General features: G+C 50.7%; 13 protein-coding genes. 12 read left to right on the top strand and 1 reads right to left on the bottom strand.

Features of this window, described 5'->3' with window-relative positions:
- The first annotated feature begins 56 nt into the window (after positions 1–56).
- The 8 genes from ATORI0001_RS05905 (at position 57) to ATORI0001_RS05870 (ending at position 11,011) form a co-directional block, all read left to right on the top strand.
- A complete protein-coding gene (locus tag ATORI0001_RS05905; RefSeq protein WP_040324641.1) occupies positions 57–1,253 on the top strand; it encodes an ABC transporter ATP-binding protein in 1,197 nt (398 codons plus the stop codon).
- A gap of 84 nt (positions 1,254–1,337) precedes the next feature.
- Positions 1,338–2,831 (top strand): 4-alpha-glucanotransferase, encoded by a 1,494-nt coding sequence (gene malQ, locus ATORI0001_RS05900; protein WP_003150047.1) that lies wholly within the window; start codon positions 1,338–1,340, stop codon positions 2,829–2,831.
- Positions 2,831–5,095, top strand: coding sequence for a glycogen/starch/alpha-glucan family phosphorylase (gene glgP / locus ATORI0001_RS05895; protein WP_003149750.1), 2,265 nt, complete (start codon positions 2,831–2,833; stop codon positions 5,093–5,095). The genes malQ and glgP overlap by 1 nt, the downstream gene beginning before the upstream one ends.
- A gap of 91 nt (positions 5,096–5,186) precedes the next feature.
- Positions 5,187–5,678, top strand: a complete 492-nt coding sequence (locus ATORI0001_RS05890) for a GAF domain-containing protein (RefSeq protein ID WP_003150078.1) — start codon at positions 5,187–5,189, stop codon at positions 5,676–5,678.
- 219 nt (positions 5,679–5,897) lie between these two features.
- Positions 5,898–6,152, top strand: a complete 255-nt coding sequence (locus tag ATORI0001_RS05885) for a type II toxin-antitoxin system prevent-host-death family antitoxin (protein ID WP_244851844.1) — start codon at positions 5,898–5,900, stop codon at positions 6,150–6,152.
- Complete coding sequence (locus ATORI0001_RS05880; protein WP_003149768.1) at positions 6,142–6,462, top strand: type II toxin-antitoxin system RelE/ParE family toxin; 321 nt, start codon at positions 6,142–6,144, stop codon at positions 6,460–6,462. The genes ATORI0001_RS05885 and ATORI0001_RS05880 overlap by 11 nt, the downstream gene beginning before the upstream one ends.
- A 36-nt stretch (positions 6,463–6,498) precedes the next feature.
- The gene (gene tsaD, locus ATORI0001_RS05875) at positions 6,499–8,949 is read left to right on the top strand and encodes a tRNA (adenosine(37)-N6)-threonylcarbamoyltransferase complex transferase subunit TsaD (protein WP_003149951.1); all 2,451 of its coding nucleotides are present in this window, start codon (positions 6,499–6,501) and stop codon (positions 8,947–8,949) included.
- A gap of 88 nt (positions 8,950–9,037) precedes the next feature.
- Positions 9,038–11,011: an NAD(+) synthase gene (locus ATORI0001_RS05870; protein WP_003149736.1), complete on the top strand. Its 1,974-nt coding sequence runs from the start codon at positions 9,038–9,040 to the stop codon at positions 11,009–11,011.
- Between the two features lie 71 nt (positions 11,012–11,082).
- On the opposite strand, the gene ATORI0001_RS05865 is transcribed toward ATORI0001_RS05870, so the two are convergent.
- Positions 11,083–11,661 carry a xanthine phosphoribosyltransferase gene (locus ATORI0001_RS05865; RefSeq protein ID WP_003149937.1) on the bottom strand — a complete coding sequence of 193 codons (579 nt, stop codon included), beginning with the start codon at positions 11,659–11,661 and terminating at the stop codon, positions 11,083–11,085.
- Between the two features lie 289 nt (positions 11,662–11,950).
- On the opposite strand from ATORI0001_RS05865, the gene ATORI0001_RS05860 reads away from it, so the two are divergent.
- The 4 genes from ATORI0001_RS05860 to ychF all read left to right on the top strand — a co-directional run bounded on the left by ATORI0001_RS05860 (position 11,951) and on the right by ychF (position 16,564).
- Positions 11,951–12,241, top strand: coding sequence for a co-chaperone GroES (locus ATORI0001_RS05860; RefSeq protein ID WP_003149821.1), 291 nt, complete (start codon positions 11,951–11,953; stop codon positions 12,239–12,241).
- Between the two features lie 78 nt (positions 12,242–12,319).
- Entirely contained in the window at positions 12,320–13,960 is a 1,641-nt protein-coding gene (groL, locus tag ATORI0001_RS05855) for a chaperonin GroEL (RefSeq protein WP_003149961.1), read from the top strand.
- 257 nt (positions 13,961–14,217) lie between these two features.
- Positions 14,218–15,498, top strand: coding sequence for an ATP-binding protein (locus ATORI0001_RS05850; protein ID WP_003149751.1), 1,281 nt, complete (start codon positions 14,218–14,220; stop codon positions 15,496–15,498).
- Between the two features lies 1 nt (position 15,499).
- Positions 15,500–16,564: a redox-regulated ATPase YchF gene (ychF, locus tag ATORI0001_RS05845; RefSeq protein WP_003149739.1), complete on the top strand. Its 1,065-nt coding sequence runs from the start codon at positions 15,500–15,502 to the stop codon at positions 16,562–16,564.
- The last annotated feature ends 16 nt before the right edge of the window (positions 16,565–16,580 follow it).

The following is a 16,580-nucleotide window of genomic DNA, read 5'->3' as shown; positions in this document are numbered from 1 at the left end:
CTCGCCACACGAAGGAATCCTGCATCCCAGTGGATGCTTTCAGAAAGGCAAGAATTATGGCTGAAATTGTTCTGAAGAATGTCAAAAAGATTTATCCGAATGAGCAACAAAAAAAGCACCTTTTTGGTAAGAAGCCGGTCCAGCAGAAGAAGAGCAATCTTGAGGTTACCGACGAAGGCGTTATTGCCGTTCAGGACTTTAATCTTGATATTAAGGATCACGAGTTTGTGGTTCTCGTTGGACCTTCTGGCTGCGGCAAGTCTACCACGCTGCGTATGATTGCTGGTCTTGAGGACATCTCTTCCGGTGAACTCTATATTGACGGCAAGATCATGAATGACGTTGCTCCTAAAGACCGTGATATTGCCATGGTCTTCCAGAGCTATGCCCTGTATCCAAACATGACCGTGTACGAAAATATGGCATTTACGCTGAAGCTGAAGAAAGTTGATCCGGCTGTTATTGACGAGAAGGTTCGCTCAGCTGCGGAAACTCTTGGCATTACGGCGTATCTTGATCGTAAGCCAAAAGCACTTTCCGGTGGTCAGCGCCAGCGTGTTGCTATCGGTCGTGCCATCGTTCGTGACCCAAAGGTCTTCTTGATGGACGAGCCGCTGTCAAACTTGGACGCAAAACTGCGTAATCAGATGCGTGCCGAGCTTATTAAGCTGCGTCAGAAGGTTGATGGTACGTTCATTTACGTTACACACGATCAGACAGAGGCTATGACGCTGGGTGACCGTATTGTTATTATGCGTGATGGATACGTGCAGCAAATTGGTACCCCACAGGATGTTTTCAATCGTCCTGCCAATCTCTTTGTTGCCGGCTTTATCGGTATGCCTCAGATGAACTTCTTTGACGCGCATCTTGTGCGTGTGGGCAATGAGTTCCATGTTGAGACCGAGCACATGTCCTTTGACCTCTCTCCTGAAACGGCAAATCTTTTGGCTGAGTCTTGGGTGGCTGCTCCCGCAACCGACGTTACGGTGGGTATTCGTCCCGAGCAAATTATTCTTACCGACAAAGATGAAGCAACCGCATTCCAGGGCGTTATTGAGGTTACCGAGCTGATGGGCTCTACGGTTCATGTTCATGTAAGAACCGAAGACGGTAGCTTTGTTCTTATCGTGCCTGCAACTGAGATCGCAAAGCGCGATCTTGAAATCGGTAATGACATTTGGTTCAAGTTCGAAGATAATGCCGTGCATCTTTTTGATAAAGAGACCGAGAAGAACCTTATTAAGTACTAAAATGAACGCCGCTTTCTTGTGTATGCACATGTGTGTATGACACGGGAGAGCGGCATTCTTATGACTCGAGAAAGAGGGGAACATATGGAACGAGCAAGCGGCGTACTTATGGCTGTTTCATCTCTTCCCAATGCGTATGGAATTGGCACCTTTGGCCAGGAGGCGTATCGGTTTGTCGATTTTCTCGCCCGTACGAAACAGCGCTATTGGCAGGTATTGCCACTGACAACTACCAGCTATGGTGATTCTCCCTACCAGTCGTTTTCGGCTGCTGCAGGCAATCCCTATTTTATTGATCTTGATGCGCTGAAAAAGCTTGGATATCTGACAGAGCATGACTTTGACGATTTGAATTTTGGCTCTGATCCCACCCGCGTTGATTACGGCACGCTTTTTGTGAGCCATCGACATCTTTTGGAGCGAGCCTTTGTGAGGTTTGCATCTGATACTCCATCCGATTTCAAGGCGTTTTGCGCAAAACAAAAAGAGTGGCTTGAGCCGTATGCGGAGTTTATGTCGCTCAAGGAGACATTTGGTCTGAGGGCATTTTGGGAATGGCCGCGCCAGTATCAGCGTCGTGGTCAGAAAAGCCAGGAATATGCGGCGCGACTTCAAGATAAGCTGCTGTATCATAAGATGACGCAGTACTTCTTCTTCAAGCAGTGGGAGAAGCTCAAAGATTATGCCAATGACCATGGGATTCTTATCATCGGTGATCTTCCCATTTATGTATCACGGGATTCGGTTGAAATGTGGGCACAGCCGGAGCTCTTTAAAATTGATGAAGAGGGCAACCCCATAACTGTTGCCGGAACTCCTCCCGATCATTTTTCTTCAACCGGTCAGTATTGGGGGAACCCAATCTACAACTGGGAGAACATGAAGAAAAACCACTACGCGTGGTGGGCGTGGCGCATTCGGTTGAGTTTTGAGCTGTATGACGTGCTGCGCATTGATCATTTCCGTGGATTTGAAGCCTATTGGGAAGTTCCTTTTGGCGCTCCCGATGCGCGCGGAGGCGCATGGACAAAAGGTCCCGATGTCGATCTCTTTAACGAGCTGAAGCGTCAGTTGGGAGAGCTGCCTATTATCGCTGAAGATTTAGGCCTGATGACGCAAGAGCTTATCGATATGCGCGAGAAAACCGGATTTCCCGGTATGAAGGTTCTTCAGTGTGGTTTTAATGGAGAACGTGATGCGGGTGATTTGCCGCATAACTACAAACCTAATACGGTGGCGTATGTCGGTACGCATGATAACCAGACAGGTCGTGGCTGGTATGAGAATACGGCAACACCTCGTGAGCGGGAACAGGTTGATCTCTATCTGCACCGTGCGGAGGACGAGCCGGTAAGTGAGGCTTTGGGTCGCGGTATTGCAGCTTCAGTAAGTAATACCTGCATTCACACGATGCAAGACTTGCTTGGTCTTGGAGATGAATCCCGTATGAATACTCCTGCAACATTAGGGGGAAACTGGTGTTGGCGTATGCAACGCGGTGCCATCACCCGTCATACCGAAGATTATTTACGCACGATTACTGAGACCTATTTTAGGGTTCCTAAGGGGGACAAATAATGAACTTGGATGAGCTCTCTCGTCAGAAATATGGTCGTTCGCTTGCCGAGCTTGACGATGCAACGGTGTATCAACTGCTGATGTCTGTTGTAAGCGAGAAGAGCGCAGAGCTTCCGCTGAATGCCGGAAAGAAGCGTCTGTACTACATTTCTGCTGAGTTTTTGATTGGTAAACTTCTGACCAACAACCTCATTAACCTTGGCTTATATGACGAGGCTAAGCAGCAGCTTGCTGAGGCGGGCCATGATCTCAATAAGGTTGAGGAAAATGAAGTTGAGCCGTCTCTTGGCAATGGTGGTCTTGGACGTTTGGCCGCATGCTTTATCGATTCCATGGCAACATTGGGGCTTCCCGGAGATGGTGTGGGCCTCAATTACCACTTTGGCCTTTTCCACCAGAAGTTTGTAGACAATCAGCAGACAACCATGCCTGATGGTTGGCTTGACCGTGAGGGATGGCTGCGTGACGAAAACACTTCATTTACCGTTGAGTTCGGGAGTTTTTCTGTGACTTCCAAGCTCTTCTCGATTGATGTGTTGGGCTATGAGCGTCCAAAGAAGAATCGCCTACGCCTCTTTGATCTTGAGAGCATTGATGATTCTTTGGTGCCTGACAATTCCATTGGTTTTGATAAGACGGAGCTGAAGAAGAACCTCACGCTCTTCTTGTATCCTGATGATTCCGATAGGAATGGTCAGCTGCTTCGTGTATATCAGCAGTACTTTATGGTTTCCAATGCTGCCCAGCTTATTGTGAAGGAAGCAATTTCGCGTGGATGCAATTTGCATGACTTAGCGGAGTATGCAGTTATTCAGATTAATGATACGCATCCAACCATGGTTATCCCTGAGCTTATCCGCATTCTGACGGAAGATCATGACATTGCGTTTGATGAGGCAGTTTCCATTGTGCGCTCAATGGTTGCCTACACCAACCATACAATTCTTGCTGAGGCACTTGAGAAATGGCCGCTGGAATTTTTGGAAGAGGTTTCTCCTAAGATTGCCGCTATTATCAAAAAACTTGACGAGCTCACACGTGCCGAGTTTGATGACCCTGCCGTACAGATCATCATCGACGGTAAGGTGCACATGGCTCACCTGGCCATTCACTACGGCTACAGCATCAACGGCGTTGCGGCGCTGCATACTAAGATTTTGGAAGAGAGCGAGCTCAAGCCTTTCTACGACATTTATCCCGAGAAGTTCTCCAATAAGACGAACGGTATTACGTTCCGCCGTTGGCTTATGGGATGTAATCCGGAGCTTGCGGTTCTTCTCGATACGTTGTTGGGTACCGAATGGCGCCATACGGGAGACGTGAGCGGACTTTTGAAGTTTGCCGATGACGATGAAGTGCTTGAACAGCTTGCCGCCATCAAGGATGATGCAAAGCAGGTTATGCGGGACTTCCTCAAGTTCAATCAAGGCGCACAGGTGCTTGATGGCTCAATCGTAGACGTTCAGGTGAAACGTATCCACGAGTATAAGCGTCAGCAGATGCTCGCGCTTTATCTCATTTGGAAGTATTTGGATATCAAAAACGGCAATATTCCCGAGCGCCCTATAACGGTTATCTTTGGCGGTAAGGCGGCTCCTGCTTACGTAATTGCCCAAGATATCATCCATCTGATTTTGACTTTGGGTGAGTGGATTGCAAACGATCCGGACGTTGCTCCATATCTTCAGGTCATTATGATTGAGAACTATAATGTGACGGCAGCCGAACGTATCATTCCTGCAGCTGACATCTCAGAGCAGATTTCATTGGCATCCAAAGAGGCATCCGGTACTTCCAACATGAAGTTCATGCTCAACGGTGCGGTAACCCTGTGCACCATTGATGGCGCCAACGTTGAGATTGCAGAGCTTGTGGGTGACGATAATATCTACACCTTTGGCGCGTCAAGCGATGAGGTAGTTAAGCTCTATGCCGACGGCTCATATAATGCTCATGCGTATTATTTGAAGCCTGGGATTAAGTTACTTGTTGACTTTATTACAAATCCCCAGTTCATGGCTACGGGCAATGCTGAGCGCTTGCAGCGCCTTCACGATGACCTTACGTCCAAAGACTGGTTCATGGCGTTGCTTGACCTTGAAGAGTACATCCAGGAGAAGGAGCTGGTGTATTCGGACTATGAGGACCGTAAGCTTTGGCTTAAGAAATCACTGGTAAATATCGCAATGGCAGGTAAGTTCTCAAGTGATCGTACGATTGCCGAATACAATGACGAGATTTGGCACCTTCAGGCAGATAAGTAAGGTCTGACCTAAGTTTATTTGAGATGCAATAGTTGTATGCGGTAAGTTTCGGCGCTGGGAATTTTCCCGGCGCCGTTTTAGGAGATTTGAAATGCCAGACTATACGTTACTTGCTCAACAAATTGAAGAGCTTGCAGAAATTGACGCACATTGGCTTCCTGTGCTCGCAAATACCGCTGCGCTCTTGTGGGGTGCGCTTGAAGATATTAATTGGGCTGGCTTTTATCTGATGGATTCTGATACAGGCAGCGATGGTGTACCTGAGCTTCGTTTGGGCCCCTTTCAGGGAAACGTAGCTTGCGTGCGCATTCCGTTTGGGAAAGGAGTCTGCGGGACGGCAGCCGAAACGGAGAAGAGCCAGCTGGTAGAAGATGTTCACAAATTCCCCGGTCATATTGCATGTGATGCTGCGTCAAACTCTGAGGTTGTAGTACCGCTGAAAGTTAAAGGCAGCGTTGTCGGTGTGCTGGATATTGATAGCCCAACGAGAGGACGCTTTGGCGAAGAAGATCTTCTCGGCCTGGAAGCGGTGGCCAGGAAAATAGAGCAGGTTGTCGAATTTGAGCAATCTACAAAAAGATAGTCGTATCTGACAGATATTTGACCGATATCTGACAATAAAATTTTAGGTTTTAAGAAAAAGTGGGAGTCGGTTTTCTTTCGGAGGGATATTGTCTTCTTACCTTAAGAAGGTTCAGTAGAGAAAGGAGATGGAATGCCGTAGCCATACTGATATAATCATAATTATGTACATAATTATGGGAGGATGGATTATATGGCAACGTGCGTTCCGATAAAAGACATGAGAGATACCGCCCAATTCCTCAAGTTAGTCCAGAGCTCGAATGAACCCATTACCGTGACTAAGAACGGTTATAGCGAGCTTGTAGTTATGCGTGCGGAAGATTATGACACCCTGCAAGACGAGCTTGAGATTAATAAGGAAAAAGCCCACCTTTTTGCAAGTTTGCTGGCTTCTGATGATGAGCTCAGAAAAGGAGAAACATACAATGCCTTTGATGTACTTGATGAATTAAGGGAAAAGTATGACCTATGAGATTAGATTTACCAAAACAGCCCGTCGCCAGATTCACGAGATAACGTTTTACCTTAAGAAGCTTGGTCCAGCGGCGGCAAATCGGTTTCTGGAGAATCTTCGTAACCAAATCAAGCTTTTGGAGAGCGGAGTGATCGATTACGGTAAGTCTCATATCAAAGAATTGGCTGCCGTTGATATTCATTCCTGTCTCGCTGGCAAGTATGTTCTTCTCTACAGGGTATTAGACGGAACAATCGTGATACTTAGCGTTTTTCACGGAAGCCAAGATTATGCGAAGTTGTTTAGAGAGTCTCCATGTGGCGTATAGTATTGCACGGTATATTTCCTGTCGAGAAGAGCTTGAATGCTTAGAGATACTTCAGATTCACGCATAGTCCTTGCGTTTGATACATCCACTGATATGCTCGCTTGCGCCGTAGCGCGATGGACACCTCTGAAATTGGGGGGCGCGGCTCTTGAGATTCTTGCTTCGGCAGACCATCTCTGTCGACGCCAGGCCAATGTTGAACTTGTGGGGTCGGTTCGAGAAGTGCTTACCAAGGTCGGTTGTGGTATGTCGGACGTTGATGCGGTGCTTGTCGGCCGAGGGCCGGGTTCGTTTACGGGCGTGCGCATTGGTGTTGCAACCGCAAAAGGCATTGCCTGCGGAGCAGGACTTCCGCTCTTTGGCGCTTCTGCACTTGATGCGATGGCATGGTCCGCCTGGAAAGATGGGATTCGCGGCAAGCTGGCTGTCGCTGGAGATGCCATGCGTGGTGAGGTGTATCCCGGTATATACCTGCTTGATGATGAAGGTGCACACCGCACGTTTCCCGCCGAGACGGTCCTTAAGGTAGATGCGGCGATTGCAGAGTGGTCGGCACGAGCCGATCACGCAGAGTTGACGCTTACCGGCAATGGTCTCAAAAAGTACCTGACTAAATTCGAGGAGGCGGGCTTCTCGACTTTTGCGCCGGAAGAGGCGTGGTATCCCTCGGGAGAAGGCCTGCTTCGGTCTGCCGCGCTTGCCGAACACGAGCTTGGCGATGGAGATCCGGCACTTGTGCTCCCCATCTACACGCGTCTATCTGATGCGGAAGAAACCGAACGCCAGCGCCTTGGTCTCAAGGAACCTGCAACCGTTGCACTGACCGGTGTTGATGACGTACTTGCCGATATTCACCTGCAATTCCGTCCGATGTCGGTCAATGATCTCAAAGGCGTAAGCAAGCTCGAGGCGCTTACATATGCAGGAACGACTCATACTCCGTGGAGCGAGAAGAGCTTTTATGAGGAACTGACACGGCCGGATCGAAGCTGGTGGCTTGCACACGACCGCGGAACTCCCGTGGGCTTTGCGGGCGGTCGTCTTGTCGGTGCTGAGTTTGAAATCGAAGAGGTGGTGGTTGACGGCCAAAGGCGTCGCGAGGGTATTGCGTCGAAGCTGGTGGAGCGTGTTGCCTATGATGCGCAAATGCTTGGGGCGCATACCGCGGTACTTGAAGTTGCCGAGAATAACGAGGCCGCTCAAAAGCTGTATGAATACCTTGGCTTTGAGAAGACAGGGGTTCGTCCCGGATATTATGCACCGGATGTTGCGGCGCTTCTCATGAAGGCTGATTTACCGCTTACGACACAGACCGTTTTTGCCACGCGCAATCCGGAACCTCAAGCCTCCATCCGTCCGTGGCCACTGGTGGCGGCAAAGCGCTCTGATAAAACCAAGGCCGCTCTCAGCGCGGCCGGCGATCTCGTGCTTGCCATTGAATCCTCCTGCGATGAGACCGCCATGGCAATCATCGACTCTCATGGTGTGATCTGTTCAAATGTCGTGGCAACACAGATTGATTTCCATGCACGTTTCGGAGGCGTTGTTCCCGAGATTGCCTCCCGCAAGCATACCGAGGCCATTGTGGGGCTGTTTGAGGAGACGCTTGCGCGTGCCGGAAAACATTTTGGCTGCGATACGCTTGTATCCTCGGATCTTTCGGCCATCGGTGTGACGGCGGGTCCAGGACTTGTCGGAGCCTTAGTGGTGGGAGTGGCGTTTGCAAAGGGTCTTTGCGTATCCACAAATCTGCCGCTCATTGCGGTACACCATCTTGAAGGTCACCTTTTGGCCAACCTGTTTGAGACGCCGGATCTCACGCCGCCGTTTATTGCGAGTCTCGTTTCCGGTGGCAATACCATGCTGGTACATGTGCGCGCGTGGGGAGAGTATGTCATTCTCGGAACCACCATTGATGACGCGGTGGGAGAGGCTTTTGACAAGGTGGCAAAGGCACTTGGCCTTGGATATCCGGGCGGTCCCGTTATCAGCAAACTTGCGGCACAGGGTAACCCCAAAGCCATCCGATTCCCCCGCGCCATGCTGCACAGTGGCGATTATTCGTTCTCACTTTCCGGATTGAAGACGGCAGTCATTACATATATTGAAGCCGAGAATCGCGCAGGGAGAGCAATCAACTTGCCGGATTTGGCGGCTTCGTTTGAACAAGCGGTTGTCGACGTGCAGGTTGCAAAGGCAGTGCGCGCAGTGGAAGAAACGGGCGTTCATGATTTCTGCGTCGGCGGCGGTGTAGCTGCAAACCCTGCACTTCGCGCGGCGTATAAGGAAGCCTTTGGCAAACGGGGAGTTCGCGTCACCGTGCCACCGATGTCAGTCTGCGGAGACAACGCCGCCATGATTGCGGTGGCGGCACTGAGGAGCTACCGAGCCCAGAACTTCTCGCCTCTGACGCTTGACGCCAATCCAAACGCGCCGTTGGGAGAATGGTCGTCAGTTGATGCTCCCGTAATTCCGAGCGGCATGTAAGATAAGGCAAAGTCCTGTTTTAGGGAAGTTGTGTGAGGACAAAATAAGTGCGCACGGGCGAGAAGAACTTCACCGGATAGGGGAGAATATGCAAGACGGATTTGTAAAAGTAGCCGCCATAACACCAAAAGTACGTGTGGCTGACGTTACGTACAATGTGGAGTCCTGTCTCAGCTCAATCAAGAAGGCCTATGCTGAGCATGAGGCACGGGTAATAGTGCTTCCGGAGCTTTGTATTACAGGATATACCTGCGAAGATCTTTTTTGGCAAGACGAGCTCTTAGATGCGGCAGAAAGTGGCCTTGCATCCATTGCGCTACACACCTTTGATGTGGACGCGCTGGTTTTGGTGGGTCTTCCCGTGCGAGTGGCATCAAAGCTCTACAATTGTGCTGCGGTGTTGTACGGCGGAGAAGTGCTGGGACTTGTGCCTAAGCAAAATATCCCCATGTACAACGAGTTTTATGAAGGTCGCCATTTCACGGCTGGTCCTGAGGTCGTAACAAGCGTTGACTTTAGTATATTTGGCGAGATTCCTTTCGGAGCCAATCAACTCTTTTCTTGTGAGTCGTTGCCGGAATTGGTAGTTGCCGCTGAGATTTGCGAGGACCTTTGGGTAGCTAATCCTCCTTCGGTTGCTCATGCCATGGCGGGAGCTACGCTTATATGTAACCTGAGTGCCTCACCTGCCATAGCTGGTAAGGCGGAATATCGCCGCAGTCTCGTGTCAAATCAATCCGCACGTCTTGTGTGCGGGTACCTGTATGCGGGTTCGGGTGAGGGAGAATCAACTACGGATTTGGTCTTCTCTGGACATAACCTTATATGTGAAAATGGCCATATATTGGCCGATACGGGCTGTTTTACGGACGGTATTGCGGTGTCGGAAATTGACGTAGCCTCACTTGTCGCTGAACGCCGTCGGCTCTCGACATTCTTTGTTGCTCCGAGCCCGGAAGATGCCAGGCATATTGTTACCTACGTTGCGCTCGACTTTGAGGACATGACAAAACTGACGCGGTTTGTCGATCCTCGTCCATTTGTGCCGGCAAGCGACGATCGTCGAGCTGAGCGCTGCGAAGAAGTGTTGAGTATCCAGGCGCATGGCTTGGCAACCCGCCTTGCGCATACCGGCTCTCAACGTGTTGTCGTTGGTATCTCGGGGGGTCTTGACTCTACGCTTGCTCTTTTGGTAACGGTACGTGCCTTTGATCAGCTTGGTCTTGATCGAGGAGGCATCGTTGCGGTTACCATGCCCGGCTTTGGCACTACGGACCGCACGTATACCAATGCGGTCAGGCTGGCTCGCACCCTTGGTGCCGAGCTGCGCGAGATTTCCATTACGGCTGCCGTTCGCCAGCATTTTATTGACATTGGTCATGATGAAGCAAACCATGATGTGACGTATGAAAACGCTCAGGCTCGTGAGCGCACTCAGATACTTATGGACGTTGCAAATCAGGTGCGCGGTATGGTTATTGGCACCGGTGATTTATCTGAGCTGGCACTTGGATGGGCCACCTACAATGGCGATCAGATGTCTATGTATGGCGTAAATGCATCGGTGCCCAAGACGCTTGTGCGCCATCTTGTTCACTATTGCGCCGATTCATATATGCAGACCGATGAAAAAGATGCAGCAGATATTTTGTATGACGTTTTGGATACGCCGGTCAGCCCCGAGCTCCTTCCTGCAAACGCAGACGGTTCAATCGACCAAAAAACCGAAGATCTTGTAGGTCCTTATGAGCTTCATGATTTCTTCCTGTATCACGTACTCCGCCACGGCTCAAGCCCGCACAAAGTGTTCCGTCTTGCCTGTTATGCGTTTGAAGCAGGCACTTCCGGCGAGAAGTACTCCAAGGGAGCCATTCTTGCCTGGCTCAAGGTGTTTTATCGTCGGTTCTTTGCGCAGCAGTTCAAGCGTAGTGCCATGCCGGACGGACCAAAAGTTGGCTCCGTGGCGCTTTCACCGCGCGGTGATCTTCGGATGCCGTCGGATGCTTCCAGCACGCTCTGGCTTTCTAATCTGGAAGCGCTTGAGGACGATGTCGATTGTTAAAAATACCTGAATTATGAAAAAGATAAGCCCGGACCGTTGAAAGTCCGGGCTTTTGTATAGCGCTCAAGAGGTTACGCAAATTCAATTTTTCCCGTGGAGACATCCATTGATTTAACGATGGCTAAAGAGCATACATCGTATCCGGACTCGCGCATGCGTTTGCCTCCGGATTGAAAGCCCTTCTCGACGGCTATGCCGATGCCTTCAACGACCGCATCCGCCTGACGACAGATCTCAATGAGACCGTCAAGCGCCGCTCCGTTGGCGAGAAAATCGTCGATAAGCAGCACATGCTCACCCGGCTGCAGGAATCGCTTTGCAATGATGACGGTGTTGTCATTGCCGTGCGTGTAGCTGTGGACGCGAGCAGTATATTGGTCTCCGTCCAGATTAATTGATTGGGCCTTGCGTGCGAACACAACCGGCACGCCACCAAAGGAAAGCGCAGCCACACAGGATATTCCGATACCCGAGGCTGCAACCGTCAGGATTTTATCGATTTTCTTGTCTGCAAAATGTTGAGCCCATGCGTCGCCCATATGTTGATAGAGAGTGACATCACACTGATGATTCAAAAAGCTGTCTACTTTCAGGACGTTACCTTCCCGAACAATCCCTTCAGCGATGATTCTCTCTTTGAGCTCTTGCATGAGTCCTCACTTCTTATTGACGGTAGAGTTGTCAGTCATGTGCAGGCCTTTATTGTACGCAAAACTTCGTCGTCATGCACTTTATATATGAATACAATCCCTATGTGATGTACCCATAGAAAATCTAAGTGCCGTTAGTAAGATTTTTTACTATCGAGCCGTATATTTTTCTACCAATGTGGGGAATACTTCATAACGTTGGAAAGAGCGGCGCCCATATCAAGGAGGAGCCGCAACACGGGTACGGATACATACGTTTACGTACGCCCTTATAAGGAGGTTTTACACAATGACATTGAAGCCGCTTGGAGATCGCGTTTTGGTTAAGCCTGCTCCTAAGGAAGAGAAGACTTCCACTGGTCTGTATATTGCGTCTGCCGCACAGGAAAAGCCACAGCGCGGTGAGGTTTTGGCTGTTGGTGCCGGTAAGTATGATCAGGACGGCAAGCGCATTGCTCTTGATGTTAAGGTTGGCGACCAGGTCTTTTATGGCAAGTTTGGTGGCACCGAGGTAAAAGTCGATGGCGAGGAGCTCTTGCTTCTCCGTGCCGATGACATTTACGCAATTGTCGAGGACTAACGTTTTGCAAGAAGCGCTTTATGCGTGAGATTTTCTCGCTGTGTACTTCCTATACGTATTTATTTGGAGGAATAGAAAATGGCAAAAGATATTGCATTTGGTACCGATGCTCGCGCCAAGCTTGCCAAAGGCGTAAACACCTTGGCTGACGCAGTAACTACAACGCTTGGACCTAAGGGTCGCTACGTTGCTCTGCAGCGTTCATACGGCGCTCCCACTATTACCAACGATGGTGTTTCCGTCGCCAAGGAAATTGAGCTTTCTGATCCCGTGGAGAACATGGGTGCTCAGCTGGTGAAGGAAGTTGCGACAAAGACCAACGATACCGTCGGTGACGGTACAACTACTGCAACTTTGCTTGCACAGGTTATTGTCAACGAGGGTCTTCGTAACGTTGCAGCAGGCGCTAACCCCATTGCCATCCGTCGTGGTATCGATAAGGCCGTTGATGCCGTCGTTAACCAGATGAAGAAGGGCGCTCAGGACGTTTCCACCAAGCAGCAGATTGCTTCCGTGGGTACCATTTCTGCCGGTGATCCTACAGTCGGCGCTAAGATTTCCGATGCCATGGACGTTGTCGGTAAAGACGGTGTCATTACCGTTGAGGAGTCTCAGACCTTTGGTATTGATATTGATACCGTTGAAGGTATGCAGTTTGACAAGGGCTATGTCTCTCCGTACTTTGCTACCAACAATGAGACACTGACGGCTGAACTTGAGAATCCCTACATCCTGATGACCGATCAGAAGATTTCCAACATTCAGGACATTCTTCCCGTGCTTGAGGCCGTTCAGAAGCAGGGTGCACCACTGCTTATCATTGCTGAGGATGTTGACGGCGAGGCTCTGACCACGCTTATCCTGAACAAGCTCCGCGGCGTTCTTAACGTGTGCGCCATTAAGGCACCCGGTTATGGCGATCGCCGTAAGCGTATGCTTGAGGATATTGCAATCCTTACCGGTGGTCAGGCCATCATGAAGGAGCTTGGCTACAACCTCTCCGAGGTTACCGCAGAGATGCTCGGTCGCGCCAAGTCTGTTAAGGTCACCAAGGATAACACCACCATCGTTGATGGCAATGGCACCAAAGAAGCCATCAATGACCGTATCAACCAGATCAAGGGTGAGATTGAAAACACTACCTCTGACTTTGACCGCGAGAAGCTTCAGGAGCGCCTGGCAAAGCTGGCCGGCGGCGTGGCAGTCATCAAGGTTGGTGCGGCTACCGAGGTTGAGCTCAAGGAGATCAAGCATCGCATTGAGGATGCACTTCAGGCAACCCGTGCGGCTGTTGAAGAGGGCATCGTTGCCGGCGGCGGCGTTGCGTTCCTCGCGGCTTCCTCCGTACTTGACGGCGTTGAGACCGTTGACGCAGACGAGAAGATCGGTGTCGAGATCATCCGCAAGGCACTTGAGGCTCCGGTTCGCACCATTGCAAACAACGCCGGCTTTGAGGGCAGCGTAGTTGTCGAGAAGATCAAGGCACTCCCTGCAGGCCAAGGTCTTGATTCCGCATCCGGCAAGTATGGCGACATGATTGAGATGGGTGTTCTTGACCCGGTTAAGGTCACCCGTACCACGCTTCAGAATGCGGCATCCGTTGCGTCTTTGATTCTTATCACCGAGGCAACCGTAACCGATCAGCCGAAGGATACCACCATCGAAGAGGCCATCACTCACGCAGCCGCTGCAGGCGGCCAGGGTGGCGGCATGTACTAAACCCGTTCGGGTAAGACCGATTTGTGTAAAGCCGAGTCCGTAAGGGCTCGGCTTTTTGCGTAACGTATACCGTGGTGCGCATCGTTGTATGTGGCGGTATGCACCGATTTATACGGATAATGACATGTGTTTGGCGAGAAGACCTCTGTTCCACGTACTTCTCGCCACATGATTGGTTACAATGTTAAACCGCAGTGGTGGCCGGTGCGGCAAAGATGTAAAACGTGTCCGAGAAGCGTGTCGGAGGGGAGGGGCGCATGGCCGAGAAGCACGATTTTCTTGATGATTTGATTGACATTCAGAGCGATTGGCAGGCGCTGTCAAATCCCCTGGATGCGTTGATGGGCAGCCTTGGCGGCAATGATGCCGAGAATAAGCCCTATGATCCTGCCGATTATAAGGAGCAACCGTGGGCCAATCCCAATCGTTGTCTGCAGTGTGCTTCCGGTAGCGCTGAGGTGTGTCGTCGGTGTCAAGAGGTATGTCCCGTTGATGCCATTGATATCCATAATCAGACCGTATCCATAGCAGAGCATTGCATCCAGTGTGGTCTGTGCGATTCGGTTTGTCCAACGGAAGTATTCAACACACGCCGTCATACGCCACGCAAGCTCTACGATCAGGTGGCTCGTGCGGCGTCGGCATATAACAAAGCGTACATTACCTGTACACGTGCGCTGGGGCGAAAGCCCTTAGGCAATGAGATTTGCCTGCCCTGCGTGGGCGCGATATCTCGAGATACCTGGTTTGCCATCCTGACGGATTTTGATAACGTATCTGTTTATCTGCCGTTTGGCGTATGCGACAAGTGCCGCACCACTACCGGTGAGAAAACCTACTGTGATCACATTGCTTCCGCAGAGACATGGACAGGCGCAAGCGTTGGTTTTGAGTCAGATGAGGCGGCGCTTGATCACGATCTGACGCGCGCGTATAAACGCAGCCAATTTCTCAGTAGCTCCGTCAATGCGGCCGAGCGGCTTGTCATGCGCTCGACGCCATTGTTGGCAGGAGCACAGGCGGTTGCCAATCGTATCAACACGCATGCCCGTGCACTGGATAAATTGCAGAATCAGCTTGATGAGTCCATCGGCATTCGCACAACCAATAACCGTCAAGCCATGTTGACGCAAAATCGCCGTCTTATGATGGGAGCGCTTCAGCATGATGAGGGGCTGGCTGATTTTGTAAAGCTTGAAGCTCCAATGTGGGATTCAACGCGCTGCACCTTATGTGGTGAGTGCGAGAAGACCTGTACGATGCATGCCATTGACATTGATGAACGTGGCAATTTGATGATTCGACAACAGTTTTGTACAAACTGCGAGGCGTGCGTGCGTGTCTGTCCTGAAGCCGGTGCGCTTGTTATGCAGCCCATGGATATTACTCAGCTTGTCGTGCACGATCGCCAGGCAGAGGAAGCCGAACGTATGCGCATTCGGGCGCGAGAGCGTGCGCAGCGTATGCTTGAGACCGGAAAAAAGCAGCTGGGTGATCTTGTGGAATCACTTGAAGAAACTCCGAAAGATAAGGATTAGTATGTCGCTTTCCATTGGTATTGTTGGTCTCCCAAATGTAGGTAAATCAACCCTGTTTACTGCACTGACCCGTAAGGGCGGTCTTGCCGCCAATTATCCGTTTGCGACTATTGATCCAAATGTGGGAATTGTTGACGTGCCTGACGCGCGCTTACAAAAGCTTGCCGACATTGTCCATCCTGGACGTATTGTGCCTGCCACCGTTGAGTTTGTAGATATTGCCGGGTTGGTGAAAGGTGCAAATGAGGGAGAAGGTCTTGGCAACCAGTTTCTCGCCAACATTCGCCAAACCGATGCCATCTGTGAGGTGGTCCGTTACTTCTCCGATCCCGATGTCGTACACGTTGAAGGCCGGGTAGACCCCGATCAAGACGTTGATATTATCCAGACGGAACTTATTTTGGCTGATCTGGGTACATTGGAGCGGGCACTTCCTAAGTTGGAGAAAGAGGCTAAGCGCGATAAGGACTTACAGCCTCGTCTTTCGGTGGCAAAGCGTCTGCAAGAGTGGCTGAATGAAGGCAAGCGTGCTGCTGACATGGATATGACCGACGATGAGCGCGCAGCAGCTCACGACCTCTTTTTGCTTACGATGAAGCCCATCTTATACGTGGCAAACGTAGATGAAGACGCGCTCTCAAAGCCGGCGCCACTTGTTGGTGGTGTAGAGGCGATTCCCGTGTGCGCCGAGGTTGAAGCAGAACTTGCAGAGCTTGATCCCAAGGAAGCGGCGGAGTACCTGGAGTCTCTCGGCCTTGAACGCTCGGGCCTTGCCACGCTTGCACAGGCTGCGTATAAACTTTTGGGCCTTCAGAGTTACTTTACTGCCGGTGAAATGGAAGTGAAGGCGTGGACCGTACGCATCGGAGCAAAGGCTCCTGAAGCGGCGGGCGTTATCCATTCGGACTTTGAGCGTGGCTTCATTAAAGCTGAGGTTGCAAGCTATACGGATTATGTCGAGCTTGGCGGAGAAGCAGGATGCAAGGCCGCCGGCAAGCTTCGCATGGAGGGCAAAGAATACGTCGTCCAAGACGGCGACGTTATGCATTTCCGATTTAACGTATAAATGCGCGCAGATTTTA

The sequence above is a fragment of the Lancefieldella rimae ATCC 49626 genome, assembly GCF_000174015.1.
Lineage (GTDB): Bacteria > Actinomycetota > Coriobacteriia > Coriobacteriales > Atopobiaceae > Lancefieldella > Lancefieldella rimae.
The sequence above is the reverse complement of the archived record's forward strand: the minus strand, read 5'-3'. Positions and strand labels throughout refer to the sequence as shown.

Coding starts and splice junctions, on each gene's coding strand:
- ATORI0001_RS05890 (WP_003150078.1), top strand. CDS start 5,187: ATGCCAGACTATACGTTACTTGCTCAACAAATTGAAGAGCTTGCAGAA.
- groL (WP_003149961.1), top strand. CDS start 12,320: ATGGCAAAAGATATTGCATTTGGTACCGATGCTCGCGCCAAGCTTGCC.
- glgP (WP_003149750.1), top strand. CDS start 2,831: ATGAACTTGGATGAGCTCTCTCGTCAGAAATATGGTCGTTCGCTTGCC.
- ATORI0001_RS05865 (WP_003149937.1), bottom strand. CDS start 11,661: ATGCAAGAGCTCAAAGAGAGAATCATCGCTGAAGGGATTGTTCGGGAA.
- ATORI0001_RS05860 (WP_003149821.1), top strand. CDS start 11,951: ATGACATTGAAGCCGCTTGGAGATCGCGTTTTGGTTAAGCCTGCTCCT.
- ATORI0001_RS05850 (WP_003149751.1), top strand. CDS start 14,218: ATGGCCGAGAAGCACGATTTTCTTGATGATTTGATTGACATTCAGAGC.
- ATORI0001_RS05905 (WP_040324641.1), top strand. CDS start 57: ATGGCTGAAATTGTTCTGAAGAATGTCAAAAAGATTTATCCGAATGAG.
- ATORI0001_RS05870 (WP_003149736.1), top strand. CDS start 9,038: ATGCAAGACGGATTTGTAAAAGTAGCCGCCATAACACCAAAAGTACGT.
- malQ (WP_003150047.1), top strand. CDS start 1,338: ATGGAACGAGCAAGCGGCGTACTTATGGCTGTTTCATCTCTTCCCAAT.
- ATORI0001_RS05885 (WP_244851844.1), top strand. CDS start 5,898: ATGAGAGATACCGCCCAATTCCTCAAGTTAGTCCAGAGCTCGAATGAA.
- ychF (WP_003149739.1), top strand. CDS start 15,500: ATGTCGCTTTCCATTGGTATTGTTGGTCTCCCAAATGTAGGTAAATCA.
- ATORI0001_RS05880 (WP_003149768.1), top strand. CDS start 6,142: ATGACCTATGAGATTAGATTTACCAAAACAGCCCGTCGCCAGATTCAC.
- tsaD (WP_003149951.1), top strand. CDS start 6,499: ATGCTTAGAGATACTTCAGATTCACGCATAGTCCTTGCGTTTGATACA.